Below are 26162 nucleotides of genomic sequence, written 5' to 3' on the forward strand. Positions count from 1 at the left end.
GGGCTCCTATCGATGCCGCTGTGACGGAGGTCACAGGCGCGATGAAGATCTGGCTTGACGGAACGCAAGCGACATCGCCGGCAGCGCTCCCCTGCCGGCCCTTGAATGCGTGGCGGTCAGCGGGCATCGTTTGGCCCCATGCGGCGGCGCCGGGGCAACTGGATCGACATCGATCATTCGGCCGACGCGGCGGCCGGACTGTATGCGGGAGAAGCAAGGCCTCATGATCCGCAAGCGCTCGATCGCGATTGCCGGACACCGAACCTCGATCTCGCTCGAGGACGCGTTCTGGCAGGCGGCGCAGGATATCGCCGCGGCGCGAGGCATGACCCTGCCAGCCCTCGTCGCCGAAATCGACTCGACCCGCGCGCCCGAGGTCAATCTCTCGTCCGCGATCCGGGTCGCGGTTCTCGACTGGTATCGCCTCGGCGCTGCCAGCCGCTGATTGCCGTCAATTCGTGCCGGAATCCTTCGGCAGTTGAAGATGCTCCGGAACGGTCTGCAAGAGCTTTCGCGCCCGCTCGATGGCGTCGGCGTCAGCCTTCTTCTCAGCCTCCGCCCGCTTCTTCGCTGCATCGGCATCGGCCCCGGCGTCCTTGGCAGCCTGCGAAGTCGTGTCGACCGCCGCGTCGGCGGCGGCTTTTCGCTTCTGCGCTTCATCGGCTCGTGCCTTGGCATCTGCAGCGACCTTCGCAGCAGCCTCGGCCTCCGCCGCAGCCTCGGCGGCCCGCTGCTGCGCCGCGGCGGCGGTCTCGGCTTCGGCTGCGGCCTTGGCATCGGCCTGGCGCTGCGCTTCGGCTGCCGCTTGGCGCTCCGCTTCCGCCTTGGCCAGACGGTCCGCTTCGGCCGCTGCGGCGGCCTGTTCAGCCGCCTGCCGCTCCGCCTCGGCCTTGGCGGCTACCTCCTCCGCCGCACGCTCGGCGGCCTCCGCCTTGCGACGGTCCTCATCGCGGCCGATGCGGACCAGCCGTCCGAGCTTTTCCTTTTCCAGGATTTCGGCCTGCAGTTTCTCGATGCGCTGCACCTCGCGCTCGAAGGCGCGCAATTGCAGGAAGCTGAGCAGAGGCGTCACATCGAGGCTGCGCTCCGGCGCCGAGAGGGGGCCTGAAAAGCCGATGCCGGCCTGGGGAAAGGCACCCGTCGTGGTTTCGGCACCCGCGACCGCCGTCAACGTGAACTGGCTCGCCAGCGTCGCCTGATTGAGATCGATGGTCGCGCCGCCAGCGATGCGGGCCTCGTCCGAAGCGATGTCGAGATTCTGCGCGCGAACCGTACCGGCGACGATCGAGAACGCCCCGTCGGCACTGCTGAAGGTCAGCGGTCCGGCACCGAGGAAGCCGGCAAACACTTTGCGAAGACCCGCTTCGTCGAGATCGCGGCCATTCTCCGCCGCAGCGATGGTGGCGCCGAAAGCGCGCGGATCTAGCCCCGCCGCGCTGCCGGCCCCGGCATGCAGCGAGCCACCACCCGAAAGCGTGGCGACGACGCCGGCGAGCGAACGCCCGCTGCCCTCGAACTGGCCGGAAAGATCAAGCGGCGCGGTGAGCACGGGCTTGCCATCGACTTGCCAAGACAGCGAACCGAGCGCTGCACCCTTGATCTCGAACTGGCCGGAGACGCTTGCGGTACCTTCCTGATTGTCGATCGACAGGGCTCCAGTCGCCGTTCCGCCTGCGAAGTCTCCGGCGGAAAGCGCGTAATCGATCCGCTCGCCGGCGAGCCGCGCGCTCACGACGGCATTGCCGATGGCCAGCCCATCGCCAAGGTCGAGCCGTGCCGCCTTGATGTCGACCGCTCCGTCGAAGCCCGGTAGCACCGGGCTGCCGAACGGCGCGTCGGACCAGCCTTCTTCCGCCCCCGCAGGCGCGATGCCGAAGCCGAGCCCCGCCATCAAGCCGAGGTCCAGCTGATCGAGCGAAAGATCGCCGTCAAGACCCCAACGCGCTCCGGCCTTGGCGAAGGTCAGCGATCCGCTGCCAGCCGCCGTTCCAAGCGTCCCTTTGTCGAAAGCGAGCGCCAGCCGGTTTGGGGCAAGGTCGAGCGTTGCGGCAATATCGATCGGCGCGGGCGATGCGAGACCCGGCACGGGACCCGTGAGCAATCGGGCAAGCGCCCCGGCATCAGCACCGGAGAGCGTCGCATTGCCGGCAAAGTGCGGCACCCGGCTGTCGTCGACGGTCAGGCGGCCGGCGACATCATAGCCGAGACCGGCCAGTTCGCCCTTCACGTGAAGCGGCACGCCGTCCGAAAGTGCGCCGCCGCCCTCGATGGTGAGGCGGAGCATGCCCGGGGCCTCGACCGGCTCAGCGGCAAATCCGAGCTGCCTCAGCGCGGTGCCGGCGTCAGGGTTCTCGATCGCCGCCGACAGCTTGAACGATCCGTCATGCCAATCAGCCGGCGCACCGGACAGGCCGAGGGCCACATCGACAGCGCTGCCGCCGGCGCTGCCGTTCAGCGTGAGATTGGCGTTGGTCGCGCCATCGACGGCCTCGGCATTTACCACCGCCGCGAGCTTCGCATCTTGCAACGCCGGCGCTGCGGCGGTCAGCCACGCGGCGAAACCCGAGCCGGGCAGCAGCCGCTCGACAACGTCGGCGACGCCGCGCAGGTCGCTGGCATCGATCGAAGCCGAAACCTGTCCGCTCGGCGTGGTGTCGAGGTCAGCAAGCCGGCCGCTCGCCTGCAAGGCAGCGCCGGCGAGATCGCCGACCGAGAATCGCGTTGCGGTCAGGACGCCGTCCGCATAGCCGCCATCGGCTGAGACATCCGAGAGGGTGGTATCGCCGGCGATGAAGGTCCCGGCGGCGAGCTTGACCCTGAAGTTGTCAGCAAGTCCGCCTTGCGACGTGACGCTGCGCCCCGCGAAAAGCTCGGTCAGCGAGGCGGCCTGATCGTAGTCGAACCGATCGGCCTTGAGATCGACCGCCAGCGCCCGCTGTCCGGCGGCATCGCGCTGCCAATCGAGCGCGCCGCGGATATTGGAGCCCTGCATGCGCGCCGACATGCCGCTGATGCGGATCTGTTCCGGAGCGATGTCGATCTGGCCCGACATGTCGAAGGGCTGCAATGGCAGCCGCGTCCCCGCCGGCCCGTCGCGCCACCAGGCGGCAAAGATCGACGGCTGCTCCGACGCAACGCGAACACCGCCGATAAAGCGGACTTTCGGCGCTGTCTCGACTGTCCCGTCGGCGGAAAGCCGGGTCCGCCCGGGAAGGTCGGCCGCCAGTTCCTCGATCCGCCAGCCCTTGCCGTCGGTCGCTGCGTCGAATTGCAGGTTCTGAACCACGGAGCCGCCGACGACGATGCCGGGAACGTCGAAGCCGATGCGCCCGGGAATCGGCGGCCGTGGCAGGCTGGCGATGGCCGCCACCAGGGCGCCGCCGGCGGCGTTCACATCGACAGGCTCATTCGGGCCCCTGCCGATCGAGCGATCGAGATCGACCTGGCGCGACTTCAGGACAGCGTCGAACCGCATTTCCTCGCCGAGCGCGATGGTCGCCGCGCCGGTCAGGCTGAACGGGCGATCATCAGGCCCGTCGGCGAGCGTGAGCTCGGGCAAGCGCAATAAATCGGGACGAAGCTCGAACCCCCCGGCAGCGCGCCAGCCGGGCTGCGGTTTCGTCTCGCCCTCCACCGCCGTGACCACTTCGGCGAGATTGAACGTCCCGGTCCAGTTGAGGCCCTTGGCGTCCTCGCCCAGGAGGCCTTCTGCCGACGCGGTGACCGGAAGATCGGACGGGACGACGTCGAGCTTCACCCTGATCGAGCCATCCGCCTCGCGCCGGCCACTCGCAATATGCACTGCCGCCGCCCTGCCCTCATTCTCGAAGCGCCCATCGATCTTCCAGGGACCGAGCAGCGAGCGGGCGTCGACAGTGGCATCGATATGATCGAGCGCGACGACGCGGCCGGAACGGCTGTCGAGATAGCTGATCGCGCCGTCCTTGAGCGTGACATGCTGCAGCGTCACCGCATCTGGATTGAGCGAGGCAGACGCGGCGCTGCGCTGCAGCCAGTCGACCTTGCCGTCATCGTCGACCGTCACCGCGAGTTCGGGCCGATCGATCTGCATCTCCGCGACCTTCACATCGCCGGTGATCAGCGGGATGAGCTCGATGCGCATGGCAAAGCGGGCAACGCGCAGCATCGGCTGCTCGGCGCTGCCGCCGACGCGGACGTCGGTGAAGACAAGCGAAGGCATCGGCAGCAGCGTCGCGCTGACCGTCCCGCCGACATGAACCGGCTGGCCGAAGATCGTCTCGGCTTGCCGCTCGAAACTCGATCGATAGCTGTTCCAGTCGACGAACAGCGGCACGACCAGAGCCGCGAACAACACGGCGATGATCAAGCCACCGAAGAACAGGTAGAGCCTGCTCAGGTCCGCCTCCTTGCGTCGACCGGCGCCCGATCTATTCGGGCAGCACCTTGCCGGGGTTGAGAATGCCGAATGGATCGAGCGCCGTCTTGATGCTGTGCATCACGCCGAGCGCCGGCCCGTGTTCGAGCGCCAGATATTTGCGCTTGCCCTGACCGACGCCGTGCTCGCCCGTGCAGGTGCCGTCCATGGCGATCGCCCGCTTGGCAAGACGGGCGAGGAAATGCTCCGCGAGTTCGATCTCGTGCGGATCGGCGGTATCAACCATCATCTGGACATGGAAATTGCCGTCGCCGACATGGCCGACGATCGGCGCGATCAGGCCGGTTTCCGCGATATCCGCCTGGGTCTCCGCGACGCAGTCCGCAAGGCGCGAGATCGGCACGCAGGCGTCGGTGGCAATGACCGAGGAGCCGGGTCTCAGCCCCCTCGCCGCGAAATAGGCATCGTGCCGCGCCTGCCACAACTTGGTTCGATCCTCGGGCCGGGTCGCGGACTGGAAGCTGCCGCCGCCGAACGAGGTCGCGATCTCCTCGAACTGCCGCGACTGCTCCTCGACCGACGCGGCCGAGCCGTGAAACTCGACGAAGAGATGCGGGCTTTCGGGCAGGCCGAGGCCCGCGAATTCATTGGTGGCACGAACCATCAGCGCGTCGAGAAGCTCGATGCGCGCGATTGGAATGCCGCTCTGGATGGTCAGGATCGTCGCGTTGCAGGCATCATCAACGGTCGGGAAGGCGCAGACGCCGGCCGCGATCGCCTCGGGAATGCCGGCAAGGCGCAGCGTCACCTCGGTGATGATGCCGAGCGTCCCTTCCGAGCCGACGAGAAGCCGGGTGAGGTCATAGCCGGCCGAGGACTTCCGGGCCCGGCGGGCCGTGTGGATGATCGTGCCGTCCGCCATCACGGCCGTCAGGTTGACGACGCTGTCGCGCATCGTGCCATAGCGCACCGCATTGGTACCGGAAGCGCGCGTCGCCGCCATGCCGCCGAGGCTCGCATCGGCGCCCGGATCAATCGGAAAGAACAGGCCCTGGTCCCGCAGATAGTCATTGAGCTGGCGCCGCGTCACGCCCGCCTCGACGGTGCAGTCGAGGTCTTCGGGGCGGACGGCGACAACGCGGTTCATCCGCGACAGATCGACGGAAACACCGCCGAACGGCGCGTTGACATGGCCCTCGAGCCCCGTGCCGGTGCCGAACGGAATGACAGGGACACGATGTTCGGCGCAGATCCTTACGAGTTCGGCGACTTCCTCGGTCGTCTCGACTAAGACGACGGCATCGGCGGGCTCGTTGGGCAGCCAGTTGACGGTGTTGGCATGTTGCCGGCGCAGTTCGGCGCCCCTGCTGAAGCGAGCGCCAAAGCGCCGCTCCAGGCGATCGAGCGCATTAGCGAGACCGCCCTCGCCGCGCAACGCCGAAACGCTCATGCCAACCCGCTCCCTCAACCTGTCGCCGCCATGCCAATTTGCGGCAACCTAGCAAAATCATCCAGCGACGCCAAAGACTTCCTCGGCGGTCAGCGAAGTTCAGGGCCGAAGCGCGATCTTGCCGCTACGGCCCGGCCGATCGCTGGCGGCGGCCGCTTCGCCCGCTTCCTCCAGCGCGAAGATTTCGTCGAGTTCCAGCCGCAGCGTGCCGTCGGCCGCCATGCGGATCAATTCTCCGATCATTCGCGCCATTTCCTCGCGTGGTGTCGCGGCCGAGCGAACAGCGCCCCAGAAGCCTTCCACGCTGATCTGGCGGAAGATGAGATCGCCTGACGGGACGAGAAGCGGCGCGCCGCTCATCGAGCCAAACGAAACGAGACGGCCACCCTTCGCCAGCAACGACAGCATCTGCCGCGCCGCTTCGCCGCCAACCGATTCGATACCCCGCAGGATCGGCTCGCCGCCCGTGACCGCGGCAACACGCCGTTCCCAGCCCGGCTCGGCGGTGGAGACGATCCTGTCGATGCCGAGATCGGCAAGCTCGGCCACGCCGGCCGCGCGGCGGACGAGACCGACCACATTGAGACCGCGCGCCTTGGCAAAGGTCGCAACAAGACGGCCGACCGCGCCATTCGCCGCGTTCTGGACGATCCACTGGCCGGATTCGAGCTTCAAATCTTCCAGCAGCATCAACGCGCTGAGCGGCATGGCGATCAGCTGGCAGGCCGTCGCATCGTCGATGGAATCAGGCAGCGGGATGGCACGCGCCGCCGGGGCGAGGAAATACTCGGCCCAGACGCCATTGACGCCCGCGATGACGACCCGCGTCCCGATGGGAGGCGATGACACGCCTTCGCCCAGCGCATCGACGATGCCAAGCGCCTCGGTGCCGCCGACCGCCGGCAGGGCGGGCTTGTGGCCATAGTCGCCGCGAATGGTCCACAGATCGTGATTGTGGATCGGCGACAGGACGAGGCGGACACGAATCTCGCCAGCGCCGGGCTCGGGCATGGGCAACGCGCCGGCCTTCAGGACCTCCGCCGGATCGCCAAATGTTTCATGGATCGCTGCACGCATGGTCATGTTCTCCACAGGTTTGCGGCGCTCCGGCCAAAGGCCATCGGACGCCTTCCTCTACGCGACCTCGCACACTGAACGCCATCACCATGGCATGCATGCGGTGCAGTTGCTGGAAAGAGCGGCGGCAACGCTCCATATTCGCGCTATGTTCACGTTTCCGAATCGCATGCGGGCCTTCGCATGACCGACCCGTTCGACCATGAGGCTCCCGGGCCACGGCCGGGCGGTATCGCCGCGCGCGCCCTCGGCGCCCGTTCGCAGCCGGATTATCTGGTCCGCCTCAACCCCGAGCAACGCCTCGCCGTCGAGACAACGGAGGGCCCTGTGCTGGTGCTCGCCGGCGCCGGTACGGGCAAGACGCGCGTCCTGACGACGCGGATCGGCCATCTGCTGGCGACGGGCAAGGCCAGGCCGAGCCAGATCCTCGCCGTCACCTTCACCAACAAGGCGGCGCGCGAAATGCGCCACCGCATCGGCGACCTGATCGGCCCTGCGGTCGAAGGCATGGCCTGGCTCGGCACGTTCCATTCGATCGGCGTGCGCATCCTGCGCCGTCATGCCGAGATGGTCGGGCTGAAACCCAACTTCACCATTCTCGATGCCGACGATCAGGTTCGCCTGATGAAGCAAGTCATCCAGGCCGAGGGCATCGACGAGAAGCGCTGGCCGGCCAAGCAACTCGCCGGCCTCATCGACAGCTGGAAAAACCGTGGCCTGTCGCCGAAAGACGTTCCGCCCGGTGACGGCGGCGGCTTCGCCAATGGCAAGGCGCTGAAACTCTACGCGGCTTATCAGGACCGGATGAAGGTGCTGAACGCCTGCGATTTCGGCGATCTTCTGCTGGAGAACCTCCGCCTCTTCCGCGAACATCCCGATGTGCTCGCCGAATATCACCAGCGCTTCCAGTACATGCTGGTCGACGAGTATCAGGACACGAATGTCGCGCAGTATCTCTGGCTGCGGCTCTTGGCGCAGGGCCGGCGCAACATCTGCTGCGTCGGCGATGACGATCAGTCGATCTATGGCTGGCGCGGCGCCGAGGTCGACAACATCCTGCGCTTCGAAAACGACTTTCCTGGCGCGGTGGTGATCCGCCTCGAGCGCAATTACCGCTCGACCAGCCATATCCTCGGCGCCGCATCCCATCTCATCACCCATAATGAGGGGCGGCTCGGAAAGACGCTCTTCACCGACGCCACGGACCCTGATGCCGCGAAGGTTCAGGTCGCTTCGTCATGGGATTCGGAAGAGGAAGCGCGCGCCGTCGGTGAAGAGATCGAAACGCTGCAGCGCCAGGGCCATGCGCTCAACGAGATGGCGATCCTCGTGCGCGCCTCCTTCCAGATGCGCTCGTTCGAAGAGCGCTTCATCCAGCTCGGGCTCTCCTACCGCGTCATCGGCGGTCCACGCTTCTATGAGCGGCAAGAAATCCGCGACGCGCTCGCTTATCTCAGGATCGTCATGCAGCCCGGCGACGATCTCGCCTTCGAGCGCATCGTCAACACGCCGCGCCGCGGCATCGGCGAAACGACAGTCCGCCTGCTGCACGACCATGCTCGCGCTCGCCAGATCCCGATCCTGCAGGCGGCCGAGGAACTGACGCAAACCAGCGAGATCGGCGCCAAGGCCCGCACTTCCCTACGCGATCTCGTTGCATCCTTCGCCCGCTGGCGCGGCAAGCTCGGCATGGTCAAGCATACCGAACTCGCCGAGATCATCCTCGACGAGAGCGGCTACACCGAGATGTGGCAGCAGGATCGTTCGGCCGACGCGCCGGGGCGGCTCGACAATCTCAAGGAACTGATCCGCTCGATGGAGGAGTTCGAGTCGCTCGAAGGCTTCCTGGAGCATATCGCCCTCGTGATGGATCGCGACAGCGCCGACAGCAACGACGCCGTCTCGATCATGACGCTGCACTCGGCCAAGGGCCTCGAATTCGAAACGGTCTTCCTGCCAGGTTGGGAAGAGGGACTCTTTCCGAGCCAACGCACGCTGGACGAAAGCGGCCGCGCCGGTCTCGAGGAAGAGCGCCGCCTTGCTTATGTCGGCATCACCCGCGCCAAGCAGCGCGCGCTGATCTGGTTCGCCTCCAACCGCCGCATCCACGGCCTCTGGCAATCGTCCGTGCCCTCGCGCTTCCTCGATGAACTGCCCGACAAGCATGTCGACGTCGTCGAGCAGACGTCGAGCTATGGCGGGTACAATGTCGGCGGCGTCGGCAATTACGGCGCCAGCCGCTTCGACCGCGCCGACCCCTTCGCCAACACCTATTCGACGCCGGGCTGGCAGCGCGCCCAGAAAAACCGCGCCGCCGGCACGCAATCGACATCACGCGGCGCCTCGCGCCTGATCGAAGGCGAACTGATCGCCAAGTCGACCGGCCCCTCCTCCGCCTATACACGCGGCGAACGCGTGTTCCACCAGAAGTTCGGCTACGGCACGATCCTGGAGATCGAAGGCAACAAGCTGACGGTAGAGTTCACGACTGGACCGAAAAAGGTCGTCGACAGCTTCGTCACGCGGGGATGAGCCTCATCACCCCCGCCTCTGTCGGGCGGAAGCCGCAGCCGGCGTAGAACGTCGCGAGATGCGGCTCATAGTCGACATGCAGCCATTCGGCGCCGCATTCCCTGGCGAGGCGGGCAGCTTCCTTGACGAGCCGTGTGCCGAGGCCCTGGTGGCGGCAGCTTGGATGCACGGTGGGATCGAGCAGAAAGGCATGGACGCCGCCATCGAAGGCGACATGCAGGAAGCCGACGAGCCCATCGCCATCATAGGCGCCGAGGTGAACGAGGCTATGCGCGAGGATCGGCTGGAAATCGGCCGGGCCTTCGTCGCCCCAGGCCGCTTTCCAGAGCGCGGCGAGTTCGGCATTGCCAGGAAAGGGGTCGATGCGGAGGTCGATTTCGGTCATGGGTCTGCTTCCGATTTCACTTCGGCGGCGGCGGAGGCTATGAAGCCTAACCAATCCGAAGTCCCGCCTTGCGCAAAGTCAAGGCGCCGCACGAGAGACCTGTTCGCATGACCCTGATCGCCTCCCTCCCCGTCGCGACCGAAGAGATGGCGCAGGCGCTTGTCGAGGCGCTCGGCGCCAGCGAGGAGCTCGATTTCCCGACCGCCGCCACGACGGAACAGACCGACAAGAGCTGGGTCGTCGACATCTATTTCGAGGACGCGCCTGATGAGGCGATCCTTGCCGGCCTGATCAGCCAGGCGATGAACGGCGCGGTGCCGCCCTACGCGGTCGCGCCGCTGCCGGACGAAGACTGGGTCGCCAAGTCGCTCGAAGGCCTGAAGCCCGTCCGCGCCGGCCGCTTCCTCGTTCACGGCAGCCATGACCGCGAGAAGATCCGGCCCGGCGACATCGCCATCGAGATCGAGGCCGGCGAAGCGTTCGGCACTGGCCATCACGGCACCACAGCCGGTTGCCTCGCCGAGATCGACCGCATCTGCACGGCGCGCGACTTCGCGTCGATTCTCGATCTCGGCACCGGAACCGGCGTGCTCGCCATCGCCATCGCCAAGGCTTTCGGCAAGCACGTGCTCGCCACCGATATCGACGCGGTCGCGACGCGCGTGACCCGGGAAAACGCCGAGCTGAACGGGGTCGGTAGCCTGATCGAGGCCGAAACGGCAGAAGGCTTCGGCAACAAGGTCTTCGCCGCTCATGCGCCGTTCGATCTCATCATCGCCAATATTCTCGCCGGCCCTCTGATCGCGCTCGCTGGCGACATCGCCCGGCATCTCGATCCGGCGCATGGCACCGTCGTGCTGTCAGGCCTGCTGACGGCGCAGGGTCCAAGCGTCATTGCTGCCTATGAGGCCGAGGGACTGACGCTCATCCGCTCGGGCGAAATGGAAGGCTGGCTGACGCTGACGCTCGAACGCGCCGGATAACGCGGCGTATCTGGGCCGGTGGCGCCGATGCGCTGCCACCGGCCAATTGCGGACAAACAAAAGGCCCCGCCGATGACGGGGCCTTCAATCTGCCGGGCCGTTGGCCGAGCGGTCGTCCTTAGAGCGGGGCGCTGAACGCCGAACGCTCGAAGCTTTCGCGATCGAAACCGAACGTCGCGAGCGACGCATCGTCGAGCGAAAGCTGATAGCCGTTGACATAACGCGGCATCTGACGCTCGCGTACATGGTTCATCCGGGCGACCGCGCGCCGGACGACGCCATGCCCGCGGCTGGCTGCCGGGGCAATGCCGATCTCTCCATAAGCTGCAGTCATCGTGTCCAATCCTTGTGTGAAGCGCTGAAGCACCTCGTTGCAGAGGGAACATAGTGGAGCTGCCCGCGCGAAGGAACCGCCGCAACGGAATGACAGACATGCAGTTTTTGCATCGCACAAACTTCCGACACAGTGATGACGCGATGCAACCACGACCATGAACGCGATTGCGGCCCGAAGACGGCGCCGCTACGCTTCGTTCACCATAGTGTCCCCAGCGAGCCCTTATGATGTTCCAGACTTTCGAGGCCCCGACCCGGTCCGGGCCGATCGGAGAGCGCATTACCGCCCTGCGCGCCGAGCTCCGCCGGCTCGGCCTCACCGGCTTCATCGTTCCCCACGCCGACGAATATCAGGGCGAATACATCCCCGCCTCGGCTGAGCGGCTGGCTTGGCTGACCGGGTTCACCGGATCGGCCGGCGCTGCGATCGTGCTCGCTGGCGAAGCGGCGATCTTTGTCGACGGCCGCTATACGCTGCAGGTTCGCGATCAGGTCGACGGAAGCGATTTTGCCTATGAGCATCTCATCGAGACGCCGCCGCATGAATGGCTGAAGAGCCGCCTCAGTGAGAAAGATAAGCTCGGCTACGACCCGCGCCTGATGACGATCGCCGAAGTCAGGCGTTTCGAGGCCACGGCCGCAGCGGCGGGCGCGGCCTTGGTGGCCGTCGAGGAAAATCCCATCGACCGGATCTGGCATGATCGGCCTGCTGCCCCGAGCACCGCCGTCACGATGCAACCGGATGCCCTCGCTGGCGAAGGCGCGACCGCAAAGATCGAACGGCTCCGCACGCTCCTTGCCGACAAGAGCGTCGACGCCGCGATCCTCGCCCAGACCGATTCGATCGCCTGGACCTTCAACATCCGCGGCGGCGATGTCCCGCATAATCCGGTGGCGCTGTCCCATGCCATCCTGCGGCGGGACGGGCCGCCTTCGCTCTATATCGACGGCCGCAAACTATCGAACGCCGTCCGCGACGCGCTCGCCGACCTTGCCGACATCAAGGAAGAGGCGGCACTGGCAGCCGACCTTGCCAAGCTTGGTGCGAGCGGCGCGCGCGTGCTTGCCGATCCGCAGTCGACGCCTGACGGCTTCGCCCGCGCCCTCACCGAAGCCGGCGGCGTGCTGGTCGAAGGCAGCGATCCCGTTTCCCTGCCCAAGGCCAGGAAGAACGCGGCCGAGTTGGACGGCATGCGCCGCGCCCATCGCCGGGACGGCGTCGCAGTCACACGGTTCCTTGCCTGGATCGATGCCGAGGCGGCCAAGGGCGGCCTCACCGAGATCAAGGCGGCAGAGCGCCTCGAGGCTTTCCGGGCGGAAGTCGGTGCCGCCGACGGGGAGCCACTGATGGAGATTTCGTTCGACACGATCTCCGGCGCCGGCCCGAACGGCGCCATCGTTCATTACCGCGTGACCGAGGCATCCGACCGCGCCATCGAACCGGGCCAGCTCTATCTGGTCGATTCAGGCGCGCAGTTCCGCGACGGCACCACTGACATCACTCGCACCATCGCGGTTGGGCAGCCGACCGACGAAATGCGCGACCGCTTTACCCGCGTATTGAAAGGCCATATCGCGCTCTCAACGGCCCGCTTCCCGAAAGGAACAACGGGCGCTCAGCTCGATACCCTGGCCCGTCTCGCGCTCTGGCAGGCCGGCCTCGACTATGACCACGGCACCGGCCATGGCGTCGGCGTGTTCCTGCAGGTGCATGAAGGCCCGGCGCGCATCTCGAAAACCGGCAATGTCGCGCTGGAGCCAGGCATGATCCTCTCCAACGAACCCGGCTACTACAAGACCGGCGCCTATGGCGTCCGCATCGAGAATCTGATCGTCGTCGAACCCGCGACGGAGATCGCAGGCGGTGACCGGCCGATGCTCTCCTTCGAGACGCTGACGCTGGCGCCGATCGATCGCCATCTCATTGATCCCGGCCTGATGACGGCGTCCGAGATTACCTGGCTCGACGCCTATCACGCCCGCGTCCATGCGGCGCTCGCCCCGCGACTCTCCGGCGAGGCGCTCGACTTCCTTCTCGCGGCAACACAACCCCTGAGCGTATGACCTGATCGCGCCGTTCATCAAGGCGGCACGATTTTTTCGGTCATTCGAGGGAACGCGATGCGGACGACTCCGTTGGACTACCGAGCAAACGCTCTGATAGTCACATAAAATCACGGAGTTAATCATGACGAAGCTCTTTGCGGCCACGGCTTTGGCCGGCCTTCTGGCGGCTGCACCTGCCTTCGCGCAGGATGCGACCCCGGCTCCCACGACTCCGCCGGCTGCAACCGGCGATACCGTTGCGCCGGTCACCCCGGCAGCACCGCTCGATCGTTTCGTCGCGGCCCCTGCTGCTGACGACTGGGTTGCCTCGCGGCTGATTGGCTCGACGATCTATGGTGTCGGCGACGAGAATCTCGGCGACGTCAATGACGTGGTCGCCACTCAGGACGGTCAGGTCAAGGCGATCGTGATCGGTGTCGGCGGCTTCCTTGGCATCGGTGAAAAGAATGTCGCCGTGTCGCCGAAGGCGCTTCAGCGCGTCGCGGATGGCAACAGCTGGAAGTACCAGCTGAACACCACCAAGGACGAGCTGAACGCTGCGCCGGAATTCAAGCTGCCCGACGCAACTCCGGCTGAGGCCACGGGATCGACCGCCCCGGCTGACACGATGACGCCGGCTACTCCGACCCCGGCTGATCCGGCAACGCCGATGGCGCCAGCCGCCCCGTCGACCACCACGCCGTAATCGGCAGCGCACAGAGTTCTCTGCGCAGATCGAGCCCCGCCTCTGGCGGGGCTCTTTCCGTATTGGACTACGCGATCAAAGCCAGCCACTCATCCTCGGAGAGCACCTTGACCCCGAGCCGCGTGGCATCGGCAAGCTTCGAGCCCGCCTCGCTGCCGGCAACGACGAAGCTGGTCTTTGAGGAGACCGAGCTCGACACCTTGGCGCCGAGACGCTCGGCAATCGCCTTCGCTTCGTTGCGGGTCGTCTTCTCGAGCGTGCCGGTGAAGACCACGATTTGCCCATCCAGCGTGCCACCGCCGCGAGGCGCCGCAACATCGGCCACCTGCACCTCTCGCGTGAGCGCATCGACGACGTCGATATTGTGCGGCTCGGCAAAGAAATCGATCAGATCGGTCGCCGCGACCTGACCGACATCCGAGAGACCGGCAAGCTCCCCGAAAGCCTCTCCCGGAACGCCTTTCTTGGCTTCGGCGATCTTTGCCAGAGCACTCGGGGCGTCGCCATAGGCGGCGAGCAGGCTCTGAAGCGCCTTTGAGGACAGTCTGGCCTGGCCGATAGCCGTTCGCGCATCGAGTTCCGGCAGCGTTTCGATGGTTGGCGGCAGCTCGATCTTCAGCAATTTGTCACGCGATCCCGGCCCTATGCCGTCGATCTCCGTCAGTTCCAGCCAGGTCGCGCCCGGTCGCGCCGCCGCGGCCTCTGTGACCGCCTGCCTGAACCGGTCGATGCTGACATAGCGCTTTGCGAGCGCCTTCGAGGTCGATTCGCCGATGTTGCGGATGCCGAGCGCATAGATGAAGCGGTCGAGCGGGATCGAGCGCCGTTCATCGATTGCACGGATCAGCTTTTCGAGGCCCTCGAAGGAGCGCTTGTCGTCGTCGATTGCCTTGGTTGGAGCCTCAACGCCCTGACGCCTCGCTTCCGACTGGCGGATGCGATGCTTCAATAGCGCCTCGCGCGCCGCGTCGCGCAGTTCGTGCAAATTGAAGATATCGGCGGGATTTCGGATCACGCCTTCCTCGAAGAACAGCTGCACCAGTTCATCGCCGAGCCCTTCGATATCGAAGGCCAGACGTGAGACGAAATGGCGGATGCGCTCGACGGCCTGCGCGGCGCAGATCAACCCGCCGGTGCAGCGACGGACCGATTCGCCCTCCTCACGCACCGCGTGGCTGCCGCAGACCGGACAGACTGTCGGAAATTCGAACGGCACGGCCCCTGCAGGACGTTTGTCCAGCACGACGTCGTCGACGCGCGGTATGACATCGCCGGCGCGCAGCACGACCACTGTGTCGCCGATGCGGATATCGAGCGGCCGGCCCTCCCCGTCGACGCTCCGTCCAGCGATCGGCAGTCCATTCGAGCCGATGCCCTTGATGAAATCCTCGTTATGCAGCGTCGCATTGGAAACGACCACGCCGCCGACCGTGACCGGCTCGAGCTTCGCCACCGGCGTCAAAGCACCGGTGCGGCCGACCTGGATATCGATGCCGTTCAGGATCGTGAAGGCGCGCTCGGCCGCGAACTTGTGCGCGATCGCCCAGCGCGGGCTGCGCGAGACGAAGCCGAGCCGCGCCTGCAGAGCGAGGTCATTGACCTTGTAGACGACGCCGTCGATGTCATAGCCGAGGCTCGCCCGCTCTTCCTCGATGCCATGATAGAAGGCGAGCGCTTCGTCGGCACCGTTGCAGAGCACCATGCGCGGATTGGTCGGCAGGCCCCAGTCCTTGAACGCCTCGACCATGCCCATCTGCGTCTTCGACGGCATGTCGCTCATCTCGCCCCAGGCATAGGCGAAAAACTTGAGCGGCCGAGCAGCTGTAATGCTCGGATCGAGCTGGCGCAGCGAGCCGGCGGCGGCGTTGCGCGGGTTGGCGAAGAGGCGGGCCCCCGCTGCCGCCGCACGCACATTGATCGCCTCGAAATCAGCATGCGCCATGTAGCACTCGCCGCGGATCTCCACGATATCAGGGACGCCGGCCGGCAATGCCTCCGGGATGTCGGCAATGACGCGGGCATTGGCCGTCACGTTCTCGCCCTCATAACCATCGCCGCGCGTCGCCGCGGTCACCAGTTGGCCGGCCTCATAGCGAAGCGACAGCGACAGGCCGTCGATCTTCGGCTCCGCGGTGAAGGCGAGCGGCCCGTCATGGCGCAGGAACCGCCGGGCGCGGTCGATGAATTCCGCGACATCGGCATCCTTGAATGCGTTGTCGAGCGAGAGCATCGGCACGACATGGCGCACCTTGGCGAATTTCGACGATGGCGCCGCGCCGACCGCGACGCTCGCCTCGGACGTCAGGTCCGGAAAGCGTGCCTCGATGGCATTCAGCCGGTTGCGAAGCGCGTCATAATCCGCATCGCTTATGGTCGGTGCGTCTTCCTGGTGGTAGTGGACATCCGCCTCGCGAATGGCGGCTGTGAGGCGTCCATGCTCATCGGCGGCCTCGGCCTCGTTGAGCTTTTCGACAGCGATTTCGGATGACGGATCGGACGACATGGGCGGCTCCTCCTGAACTAGGAGCTATGCCGCGCCAGTGGCGTTGCATCAAGGTCTGGCAGCGATATCCAGTCGCTCTCCTCCCAATGCGGGCCTCGACAGGCTTGGGAGTTTCCGGCATGTTGCGTCGCGCTCATGCGCGAGGCGAGCATTTCGAGTAAAAGATGAACTCTACGATAGTTCTCGTGAAGCCGAAGCGGTTTGGTGATGATCGCGGCTGGTTCAGTGAGGTTTATAACGAGAAGAAGTTCGGGAGCTTCGGGATCAATTGCCGCTTCGTTCAGGACAACCACTCGCTTTCGGTCCGGGGCGGCACGCTCCGCGGGCTTCATTTCCAGACGCCCCCTTTCGCGCAGGATAAGCTGATCCGTTGCGTACGCGGCCGGATCTTCGATGTCGCAGTCGATATCCGCAAGGATTCCCCGACATTCGGCCGGTGGACGGGCGTGGAGATCAGCGCCGAAAACGGCCACCAGCTCTTCATTCCGGCGGGCTTCGCGCATGGTTTCCTGACGCTGGAGCCCGATACGGAAGTCACCTACAAGGTTTCCAATTTCTACGCTCCCGAATCTGATGCCGGTCTTGCCTGGAACGATCCGAAGATCGGGGTCGCCTGGCCATTGCCGGTTGGCGAGGCGCCGTTTCTTAGCGACAAGGACGGGCGCCATCCAGGCTTGGCCGAATTTGACAGTCCCTTCGCCAGCGACGGACAACCGATGCAACTGATCGAAGTCTAGGGACTACGGATGCGCATTCTCGTGACCGGCGGAACGGGACAGGTCGGCGCCGCTCTGGCGCGCCGAGCGTGGCCGCATGGCATCGTGCTCGATCTGCCGACCCGCGCGGAACTCGATCTTGCGGCTCCGGACCGGATCGCGGCCCATATCGAGGAAGGCGGCTATGCCGCCATTATCAACCCCGCAGCGTATACGGCAGTCGACAAGGCCGAGAGCGACAGCGTCTCAGCCTGGACGATCAACGCCCTCGCTCCCGCGGCGCTCGCAGCCGCCGCGGCGCGCGCCGGCATCCCCTTGGTGCATGTTTCGACGGACTATGTCTTCGATGGCAGCAAGGCCGGAGCCTATCTCGAAGACGACGGTGTAAAGCCCCTCGGCATCTATGGCGCCTCGAAGGAGGGCGGCGAACAGGCCGTCCGCACCGGCAATCCCCGCTCCGTGATTGTGCGAACCTCATGGGTCTTCTCGGCCTCGGGGACGAATTTCGTCAGGACCATGCTGCGCCTCGCCGCAAGTCGCGATGAGGTGCGCGTCGTTGATGATCAGCATGGCTGCCCGACCAGCGCAGATGATCTCGCCGCCGTCCTCGCGGCGGTTGCGCTGAGGCTCATCGAGGATCCGGCTGCCCCCACCGGCACCTATCACTTCACCAATCAGGGCGAGACGACCTGGTGCGGCTTTGCGCGCGAGATCTTCCGCCTCACGGCTGCAGCCGGATTGAAGGTGCCCCAGGTAAAGGCCATCGCGACACGGGACTATCCGACCCCAGCGCGTCGCCCGAGCAATTCCGTTCTGAGCCGTGAAAAGCTCGCACGCGACTACGGTCTTTCCGCGCGGCCTTTTACCGAAGCGCTCGGCGAGGTCCTCGACGATTTGCGGAGACAACAATGACAAGAAAGGGATCTTCCTCGTGAAGGGCATCGTCCTTGCTGGAGGCTCTGGAACGCGGCTTCACCCGGCCACGCTGGCGGTGAACAAGCAGCTCATTCCGGTCTATGACAAACCCATGATCTATTATCCACTGTCGGTGCTGATGCTGGCAGGGATAAGGGAGCTTCTGATCATCTCCTCGCCGGAATATCTGGACAGCTATCGGCGTCTGTTTGGCGACGGATCCCAATGGGGCGTCTCCTTTTCCTATGTAGTGCAGCCAAGCCCCGATGGCCTTTCGCAGGCTTTCACCCTCGGCGCGGATTTCATCGGCGACGACAATGTCGCGCTCATTCTCGGCGACAACATCTTCTTTGGCGCCGGAATGCTTGATCTGCTCGAGCGGGCAAAGTCACGCACAACGGGCGCGACGGTCTTTGCCTATGAAGTTGATGATCCCGAGCGCTACGGTGTCATCGAGCTCGACGGGACGGGGAAGGCCCTCAGCATCGAGGAAAAGCCGGCAATTCCGAAATCGCCCTTTGCGGTGACCGGGCTCTATTTCTACGACAATGCCGTGGTCGGCCATGCGCGCAGCCTGAAACCCTCGCCGCGCGGTGAGTATGAGATCACCGATCTCAACCGGATCTATATGGAATCGGGCTCTCTCTATGTCGAGCGGATGTCGCGCGGCTTTGCCTGGCTGGATACCGGAACCCATGACAGCCTGCTCGAGGCAGGAGAGTTCGTGCGCACCATGCAGCATCGCACGGGCACGCATATCGCCTGTATCGAAGAGATCGCCTATGTGAACGGCTTCATCTCTCGCGATGAGCTGATTGCCTTCGGCAAGCAATTCTCGAAGACTTCCTATGGGAAATACCTGCTCAAGCTCGCGGAGGCCTGACCGATGCGGCCGCGCGAGAATCTTGGCCTAAGGCTTTGATGGATCGAAACATGAAAATCATCGTAACCGGCGGCGCTGGGTTCATCGGGTCGGCTCTCGTTCGCCATCTCGTGGGTGAAGTCGGAGCCGAAGTTCTCGTCATCGACAAGCTGACCTATGCAGGAACGCTCACCTCGCTGACCACGGTTTCGAACGCACCGAATTTCCGCTTTGCCAAGATCGATATCTGCGATGGCGGATCGCTTAAAGAAGCGATCTCCGGCTTCCAGCCTGACTGCATCATGCATCTGGCCGCCGAAAGCCATGTCGATCGCTCGATCACCGGTTCCGGCGATTTCATTTCGACCAATATCGTCGGCACCTATACGCTGCTCGAAGCGGCCCGCGCGTACTGGATGGGACTGCCCCCCGAGACAAAGGAGCAGTTCCGGTTCCTCCATGTTTCGACCGACGAAGTTTACGGGTCGCTCGGCGACGAAGGGCTGTTCGCCGAGACGACACCTTACGACCCGTCCTCGCCGTATTCCGCCTCGAAGGCAGCAAGCGACCATCTGGCGATCGCCTGGCACCGCACCTATGGCATGCCGGTCGTCGTTTCGAACTGCTCGAACAATTACGGGCCGTATCACTTTCCCGAAAAGCTGATTCCGCTGATCATCCTGAACGCCCTTGAGGGCAAGCCGCTGCCTGTCTACGGCAAGGGCCTCAACATCCGCGACTGGCTGTTCGTCGAGGACCATGCGCGCGCGCTGCATCTCATCGCGACCAAGGGCCGGCTGGGCGAGAAATACAATGTCGGCGGGCGCAATGAGCGGCGCAATATCGATGTCGTGAAACGCGTCTGCGCGCTGATGGACGAAATGAAGCCGGCTGCTGCCCCGCATGAGCGGCTGATCAACTATGTCGTCGACCGCCCCGGACACGATGCGCGCTATGCGATCGACGCCAGCAAGCTGGAATCCGAATTGGGATGGCGGGCCCGCGAAACCTTTGAAAGCGGCATCGCGAAAACAGTCGCCTGGTATCTCGAAAATGAGTGGTGGTGGCGGCCCCTGCGCTCGTCCGTTTACGAGGGTCAGCGGCTGGGTGTCCTGACCTCGCCGTGATCCAGGCGCTTGCGGACGAGCCTAACCGTTCGAACCTAGGAGAAATTGCCCCAGCAAGACCAGCCAATCAGCCCGGTGTAGTGCCGCACGAAAGCAACCTGAAGTCGAGGTCGACCATTCGCGCAGCGCCACACAATGGATCGCGGACGATGGACACGGCGACACGGTTCATAATAAATTCGTAAAACAAAGACCATCAAATGTGACCAGGGAGTGCGCGCGGCGCGTCGCCGCGTGATCTTCTCATGCGCCCTATCGACCAGCTTGCTTGAAACTTCATCATGGCGATCGACCCGACGAACAGAGAATGAATAAAAACAACGCATGGCTCGGCAAGTCTTATCGCTTCAACGCAACGCTGAACCTGTGGCATCGGGGTGAACAGCCGGTTTCTCCTGCTGCGAGCGACGCTGCCGATGAGTGGGTCGCCCGTACCCTGCGTGAGAGTTTTGACAGGTCATCGCTATCCCTGGAGCTTCAGAAGGCAGCCCCGGATGGTGCCGCCAGCGAGGACTTCAGTCCGCGGCGTGCCAACCTGCTGCGCCCGTTCCGCCACCTTCTGAAGGGGACCATCCTCGAGATCGGCGCCGGCAGCGGCAGTCTCACCCGATTCCTCGGTGAGGCCGGGGGCGAAGTTGTCGCGATCGAGAAAAACCCCTGGCGAGCCGCCGCCGCAGCGGCCCGATGTGTAGACCTTCCGAATGTGAGCGTCGTCGCAGACGACTTTGCTTCGCTGCCCGCCGCGCTGCGGTTCGACGTGGTCACTCTGATCGACTCCGCGGGACTCTCGCAGGGTTCCCCCGACCCCAGCGATCTCGATCCGGTAGCGGCCCTGATCGCCCGCGCGCGAAACTTCCTGCGCCCGGGCGGTCTCCTTTTTGTCGCAATCGAAAACCAGGTCGGCCTGACATACCTGGCCGGATCCGAAAGCGGCAGAGCGAGCGAGCCGGATTCCGCGGCCGAGGACCGCGGTTCGAAAGACGGCTTGGCAACCTTCGGGCGGACAGAGTTATCGCTCCGCCTGGCCGATAGCGGCCTGCTGCATCAGCAGTGGTGGTTTCCACTGCCCGACCACAGGCTTCCCGTCGCCATCCTGTCCGATCGGGCGCTGCATCATGGGGTCGATCTATCGGCCCTGATCGGCGCCGCGCTCCGATCCGATCCGCGTGGGCGCAGACATGCCGCCTTCTCGCGCGGGCGGGCCTGGAAGCCCGTCTTCCGCAACGGGCTTTGGGCGGACCTTGCTGACTCCTTCCTCGTTGTGAGTTCCGATGAGGCGTTGCCCGGTCACGACGTGCTCGCCGTCCACTATGGCGCCCCGCGGCGACCGGCTTTCGCGAAGGAGCTCAAATTCCTCTGGAGGAACGGCGCCGCTGTGGTTCAGCGCAGCCTTTTCTATCCCGAAGCCGCCGCGACACGTTCCGGCTTCATCAACGTGCGTGTCGCCGAAGAACCTTTCGAAACTGCTCCAAGCTGGCACGCCGAACTCGCGGCGCTGACGGCCCGGCCAGGATGGACCCTTGAAGCCTGGATCGGTTGGGCGCGACGCTGGTTCGACGCAGCCCTGTTCGCCGCGGCAATGCCTCCACACCCGCTCCCGGCCCCAAGTGCGACCATTTCAGGCGGATTGATCGACGCCATCCCTCGCAACATGGTCGCCGAAACAACAACAAACGCGCGCTTCTTCGATCAGGAATGGGAGATGGAGGAGCCGATTGAGATCGGGTTCCTCGTCTATCGCGGCCTCTTCGACAGCCTCGACGCCCTCGTCGACTGTGCGGAGCCCGCTCGGGGTGTCTCTCTGAGCAAGATGGCCCTGTTCCAACACTTCATACGATCGCTTGGATGGCAACTGACGGCTGACGACATCCGCCGATACGCCGATTTCGAGAACCGGATTCGGGCCGAGATCCAGGATCGAGACGAGCGTCCATTGTCGCAGCTCCACGATCCGGTTCCGGTCGATGCGGGCGTGCGGCTGCTCCCCTCCAGTCCCGTTCGCAGCCTCCGGCGTGAGATTGCCGATGCCCGCTCGAAGGTGGCGCGCCTCTCCGATTCACTCAAGGCGCGCGACAAGGAGCGCCAGTTGGCGAACGGCAAGATCGCCGAGCTCGAAAAGAACCTGAAGCAGGAGGAGGAGGCGAACCGCGAGTCCCGTGAAGAGTTGGCCGCGATGCGTGCCACTGGCGACCGCCTCGTCTGGGAGTTGCGTCGCGCCTATTCCAAGCCGTGGCATCCGGCGCAGCTGGGGTTGCAGCGCGTGGCTCTGCGCACGTTACTGTTGCTGAAGCCGCTGCTTCCGGCTCGCAACGTCTGCCTCTTTCAAACCTCGCTCCAAAAGCGAAAGCCTGTGCGCTTCCAGCTCGAATGGGACGCTGCCCGCCTGGCACAGCGTCCCTCGGGCCCGGATCAGCTGCGGTATGACGATGAGCGCGATATCGCCCTGATCGAAGCCAGCGACCTGTTCGACGCGTCATTTTATGAAGGCACGGCGAACGCGCTGGCGCTGGGGATGTCGCCGGTCGCCCACTACGTGAAATACGGCGAAGCAAGCGGCCTTTCGCCCTCTGCCGCATTCGATCCAGATTTCTACAAAAGGCTCTATCCTGACGTCACGGAAGGCCGCCTGAGCCATTACCTCATGTTCGGCCGAAACGAGGGGCGCTCTGCCGTCCCGGCTGCCGGCCGCATGCAGTTTCCTGCCGGCACGATCGACCCGCGCCGCCAGACGGTGCTTGTCATGGTTCACGAGGCTTCGCGCACCGGTGCGCCGATCCTCGCCTGGAACATCGTGCGGGCCATCAGCCGCAAATATAACGTCGTTGTCGTTCTCCAACAGCCCGGCAGCCTTTTTGCGGCATTCGAGCAAGCCGCAAACGTGACTGTAAAGCTCCCCGACGGCTTTCTGCCCTTTGAGGCCGAATACGAGGAACTCGCGAGAGCGCTGATCGGGCACTACAAGCTTGAATATGTGATTGCCAACAGCGTCGAGACCCGCGGCGCGGTGCCTGAATTCGAGCGCCACGGCATTCCAGTGGTCGCCTTGGTGCACGAATTTTCCAGCTATTATCGTCCCATCGGTCGCCTCGCCGCGCTTTTCGAGCACGCTTCGCAAGTCGTCTTCCCGGCGCAGGTCGTGGCAGACGCGGCACTCGACGATCACCGCAACATTCTGCCGCGCCGCTATACCATTCTACCGCAGGGAAGCTCCGAGCTCCCATTCGATGCCGCGGAGGCTCCAGCACCGAATCCTCAGATTCTCAAGCGCCCGAGCCTCCCGGAGCAAGGCGATGCGAGTGCACTGCCGCCGCGTGATGGAACCCTCTTCGTCGTGGGGATGGGCGCCATCTCGATGCGCAAGGGAGTCGATTCCTTCATCGCCGCGGCGGCTGACGTAGCGAGGCGTCGGCCTGACCTGAAGGTCAAGTTCGCATGGGCGGGCGAGGCCTACACCTACGACCAGTCCTATTTTGACTTCATCGAAGCGCAAGTGGAGCGGAGCGGTCTCGGCGATCGGTTCAGCTTCCTTGGGGCATTCAACGACATGGAGCCGCTTTACGAGCGCACTGATATCATGGTCCTGTCGTCGCGCCTCGACCCCCTGCCGAATGTCTCGATAGATTGCGCACTGCACGGGATTCCCGTCCTCTGTTTCGAGAACGCCAGCGGCATGGCGGAAATTCTGTTGAAGCGTCCGGATACGCGGCAACTGGTCGTGCCCTATCTGGATTCGGGAGCCCTGGCAGAGAGGCTCATCGACCTCGCAACTGATCCTGATTTACGAAAGACCCTGTCAGCGGCCTTGCGCGAGATCGGCGAGAGCACGTTCGATATGCAAGGTTATGTGCGGGCACTCGACGAACTTGCGCAAAGTTCGTTGCAAATCCATCGCCAGGCGCGGCTCGACTTCGAGACAATCAAGGACGCCGGCGTTTTCAACAGCACGCTCTACCAGACCGGCGCATTGACGCAACTGGGGGAGCAGGACGCCCTCCAGCACTACCTGCAAGCATCACGCAACGCGATCCCGCGCGGCGAACCGCTTGCCGGCCACTTTGTCCGGCGCCCGGTCGAAGGATTTCATCCTCTTGTCTACGCGGCTGAGAACGCGGACTACCATGAGGCTACCGGCGAAGATCCGCTGGCGCATTATTTGCGCTCTGGACGGCCGAGCGGCACCTGGCGCCATAACGTCATCATCCCCCAAGCAAGGGCTGGTCGCTCTGCCAGCAGGTTGAAAGTCGCGATCCACGGGCATTTTCACTACCCCGAGCTTCTGCCGGAATTCGTCGAACGACTGTCACAGAGCGCAACCCACTGTGAACTGCTGATCACGACGACCAGCGATGAGCGTCAGGTAGAAATCGAGCGTTCGTTGTCGGCGTTGGGCGTTGCCGGCACCGTTGTGACCGTGCCCAACAAGGGTCGCGATATCGGGCCGTTCCTCACTGCGTTCCCGCGTGAGCGGATCTTCTCCTATGATCTGATCGGTCACTTCCACGGCAAGCGCAGCCTTCACGGCGGCGGCTCCCTTGGCGATGTGTGGCGAACCTTCCTTTGGGAGCATCTAGTCGGCGGCAAGTTCCCGATGGTCGACGAGATTGCGGCCGCGTTCCGAGCCGATCCGGAGCTCGGTCTGGTTTTCGCCGAAGATCCCTATCTCTGGGATTGGAATGATAACCGGGCGATCGCCGAGGGCCTTGCCGCAAGGATGGGCATCACGCTGAGCAATCACTTCGATTTCCCGCTCGGCACCATGTTCTGGGCGCGGCCAGCGGCACTTGCACCTCTGTTCGATCTCGACCTGACATGGGAGGATTATCCGTCCGAGCCGCTGCCAATCGATGGCACTCTGCTGCATAGCCTGGAACGGATGTTGCCCTTCGCGGCGAGGAAGGCCGGATACGATTATGCGACGACCTATATCCGCGAGTTCAGGCGATGAGCGCCGGTTCCCTCGTGAGGCAATGACCAGCCGCCGTCTTCGGGACGCCAGGCCGGTCTCAGAGGGCGCCGCTTTGTTCGATCCAGGCCGTGAAGCGACGTAGCCCCTCCTCAAGCTGGAACTTGGGCGCCCAGCCGAGCGCGCGCCCGGCAGCGGCGATATCGAGCACATTCACCGGAACGTCGAAGACGCGGCCGGGCGTATAGCGCCGACGGGTCGGCCGACCGGTCACGGTCTCGATGGCATCGAGGATCTGGTTGAGGCTGCAGCCACCGCCCGATCCGATGTTCAGCACGCATTCGTCGGTCCGCAGCGGCTCCGCCGCAGCCACCAGGGCGTCAATGACGTCCGCGACATAGACGAAGTCCCGGACGGCTTCCCCGTCGCCCCAGATGACGATCTCCTCGCCCCGCAGCGCCCGTCCCAGGAACACGGCAACCGCCCCTTGCTGTGCCTGGAGCCGCTGACGCTCGCCATAGGGATTGGCGAGGCGCAGCGCGACATAATCAAGGCCGTGCAAGGACTTGTAGAGATGGAGATACTTCTCGATGGCCAGCTTGGTGATGCCATAGGAAGAAATCGGATTGGTCGGATGCTCTTCGGTGATCGGCACGGTGCGCGGAACACCGTAGACCGTACCGCCGGAGGAGGCGAAGACGATCCGCTTGGTGCCGGCGGCAACGGCTGTCTCGAGGAGGCGCAGACTGCCGAGGACGTTCGTTCCGACATCGAATGTCGGATCGGCATTTGACGTGCTCGCGATCGTCGTCGAGATGAGGTGATAGCAGACGTCGACGCCCTCGAGCGCCCGGGTCAGATCATCCTTCGACAGGAAGTCGCCGCTGAAGATCTCGATCGTGCCGGGAGGATTGGCATGGATGTCCGTCAGGGGCGAATGGCCGGCGGCCGACGACCGGCGAAAACTGCGCACGGCATGCCCCTCAGCAGCGAGGCGCTCCACGAGATGCGATCCTAGAAACCCACCCCCGCCGAGAACCAGACACTGCATCCGCAAAACTCCGCTCCGCGCGAGGCCGACCAACGTTTGTTGTCAACCTCGCCCCCGCACCGCCGCAGCCTCATATCGGGAATTCGTCACTACGACAACCCGAACGGGCAGCGACCAAAAGCACTCACTGTGCACAACTGAACAGATGTATGTCGTCACGCAAGTAACGGAAAGTTGTAGCTCAGCGCCGCGTGGCTAAAACACGCAATCACA

Annotated in this window: 17 protein-coding genes; 10 read left to right on the plus strand and 7 right to left on the minus strand. The window is 64.6% G+C overall.

All coding sequences use genetic code 11. From position 1 onward, the window contains the following. The first annotated feature begins 223 nt into the window (after nt 1–223). A complete protein-coding gene (locus tag LB518_RS15295; RefSeq protein WP_224578384.1) occupies nt 224–445 on the plus strand; it encodes a ribbon-helix-helix domain-containing protein in 222 nt (73 codons plus the stop codon). A gap of 6 nt (nt 446–451) precedes the next feature. Here the strand turns inward: LB518_RS15295 and LB518_RS15300 are convergent, their stop codons facing one another. From LB518_RS15300 to LB518_RS15310, 3 genes are all read right to left on the minus strand, one after another. Beyond that, nucleotides 452–4453 (minus strand): AsmA family protein, encoded by a 4002-nt coding sequence (locus LB518_RS15300; protein ID WP_353619959.1) that lies wholly within the window; start codon nt 4451–4453, stop codon nt 452–454. Further along, complete coding sequence (locus tag LB518_RS15305; protein ID WP_224578385.1) at nt 4410–5807, minus strand: FAD-binding oxidoreductase; 1398 nt, start codon at nt 5805–5807, stop codon at nt 4410–4412. The genes LB518_RS15300 and LB518_RS15305 overlap by 44 nt, the downstream gene beginning before the upstream one ends. A gap of 99 nt (nt 5808–5906) precedes the next feature. Next, nucleotides 5907–6884 carry a zinc-binding dehydrogenase gene (locus tag LB518_RS15310; RefSeq protein ID WP_224578386.1) on the minus strand — a complete coding sequence of 326 codons (978 nt, stop codon included), beginning with the start codon at nt 6882–6884 and terminating at the stop codon, nt 5907–5909. A 183-nt stretch (nt 6885–7067) separates the two neighbouring features. On the opposite strand from LB518_RS15310, the gene LB518_RS15315 reads away from it, so the two are divergent. Further along, a complete protein-coding gene (locus LB518_RS15315; protein ID WP_224578387.1) occupies nt 7068–9416 on the plus strand; it encodes an ATP-dependent helicase in 2349 nt (782 codons plus the stop codon). Here the strand turns inward: LB518_RS15315 and LB518_RS15320 are convergent. Continuing rightward, the gene (locus tag LB518_RS15320) at nt 9403–9801 is read right to left on the minus strand and encodes a GNAT family N-acetyltransferase (protein ID WP_224578388.1); all 399 of its coding nucleotides are present in this window, start codon (nt 9799–9801) and stop codon (nt 9403–9405) included. The two genes, LB518_RS15315 and LB518_RS15320, sit on opposite strands and share 14 nt — an antisense overlap. A gap of 107 nt (nt 9802–9908) precedes the next feature. Here LB518_RS15320 and LB518_RS15325 point away from each other — a divergent pair, with 107 nt between their 5' ends. After that, complete coding sequence (locus LB518_RS15325; RefSeq protein WP_224578389.1) at nt 9909–10784, plus strand: 50S ribosomal protein L11 methyltransferase; 876 nt, start codon at nt 9909–9911, stop codon at nt 10782–10784. Between the two features lie 118 nt (nt 10785–10902). Here LB518_RS15325 and LB518_RS15330 read toward each other — a convergent pair whose 3' ends face one another. Then, entirely contained in the window at nt 10903–11118 is a 216-nt protein-coding gene (locus LB518_RS15330) for a hypothetical protein (protein WP_224578390.1), read from the minus strand. A 230-nt stretch (nt 11119–11348) separates the two neighbouring features. Here LB518_RS15330 and LB518_RS15335 point away from each other — a divergent pair, with 230 nt between their 5' ends. Both LB518_RS15335 and LB518_RS15340 read left to right on the plus strand, forming a co-directional pair. Continuing rightward, entirely contained in the window at nt 11349–13184 is a 1836-nt protein-coding gene (locus LB518_RS15335; RefSeq protein WP_224578391.1) for an aminopeptidase P family protein, read from the plus strand. Between the two features lie 124 nt (nt 13185–13308). Beyond that, nucleotides 13309–13872 (plus strand): PRC-barrel domain-containing protein, encoded by a 564-nt coding sequence (locus LB518_RS15340; RefSeq protein WP_224578392.1) that lies wholly within the window; start codon nt 13309–13311, stop codon nt 13870–13872. A gap of 67 nt (nt 13873–13939) precedes the next feature. On the opposite strand, the gene ligA is transcribed toward LB518_RS15340, so the two are convergent. Then, nucleotides 13940–16375 (minus strand): NAD-dependent DNA ligase LigA, encoded by a 2436-nt coding sequence (gene ligA, locus LB518_RS15345; protein ID WP_224578393.1) that lies wholly within the window; start codon nt 16373–16375, stop codon nt 13940–13942. A 164-nt stretch (nt 16376–16539) separates the two neighbouring features. On the opposite strand from ligA, the gene rfbC reads away from it, so the two are divergent. The 5 genes from rfbC (at nt 16540) to LB518_RS15370 (ending at nt 24940) form a co-directional block, all read left to right on the plus strand. Continuing rightward, on the plus strand, nt 16540–17112 hold the full coding sequence (gene rfbC, locus LB518_RS15350) for a dTDP-4-dehydrorhamnose 3,5-epimerase (RefSeq protein WP_224578394.1): 573 nt from the start codon (nt 16540–16542) through the stop codon (nt 17110–17112). Nucleotides 17113–17121: 9 nt separating this feature from the next. Then, nucleotides 17122–18003: a dTDP-4-dehydrorhamnose reductase gene (gene rfbD / locus LB518_RS15355; RefSeq protein WP_224578395.1), complete on the plus strand. Its 882-nt coding sequence runs from the start codon at nt 17122–17124 to the stop codon at nt 18001–18003. Nucleotides 18004–18022: 19 nt separating this feature from the next. Beyond that, on the plus strand, nt 18023–18889 hold the full coding sequence (rfbA, locus tag LB518_RS15360) for a glucose-1-phosphate thymidylyltransferase RfbA (protein WP_224578396.1): 867 nt from the start codon (nt 18023–18025) through the stop codon (nt 18887–18889). Nucleotides 18890–18939: 50 nt separating this feature from the next. After that, the gene (rfbB, locus tag LB518_RS15365; RefSeq protein WP_224578397.1) at nt 18940–19995 is read left to right on the plus strand and encodes a dTDP-glucose 4,6-dehydratase; all 1056 of its coding nucleotides are present in this window, start codon (nt 18940–18942) and stop codon (nt 19993–19995) included. 268 nt (nt 19996–20263) lie between these two features. After that, on the plus strand, nt 20264–24940 hold the full coding sequence (locus tag LB518_RS15370) for a rhamnan synthesis F family protein (protein WP_224578398.1): 4677 nt from the start codon (nt 20264–20266) through the stop codon (nt 24938–24940). A gap of 58 nt (nt 24941–24998) precedes the next feature. Here the strand turns inward: LB518_RS15370 and LB518_RS15375 are convergent, their stop codons facing one another. After that, nucleotides 24999–25949 carry an NAD-dependent epimerase/dehydratase family protein gene (locus LB518_RS15375; RefSeq protein ID WP_224578399.1) on the minus strand — a complete coding sequence of 317 codons (951 nt, stop codon included), beginning with the start codon at nt 25947–25949 and terminating at the stop codon, nt 24999–25001. Nucleotides 25950–26162: the final 213 nt, after the last annotated feature.

The sequence above is a fragment of the Mesorhizobium sp. BR1-1-16 genome (assembly GCF_020165495.1).
In the GTDB taxonomy this organism is placed as follows: domain Bacteria; phylum Pseudomonadota; class Alphaproteobacteria; order Rhizobiales; family Kaistiaceae; genus Kaistia.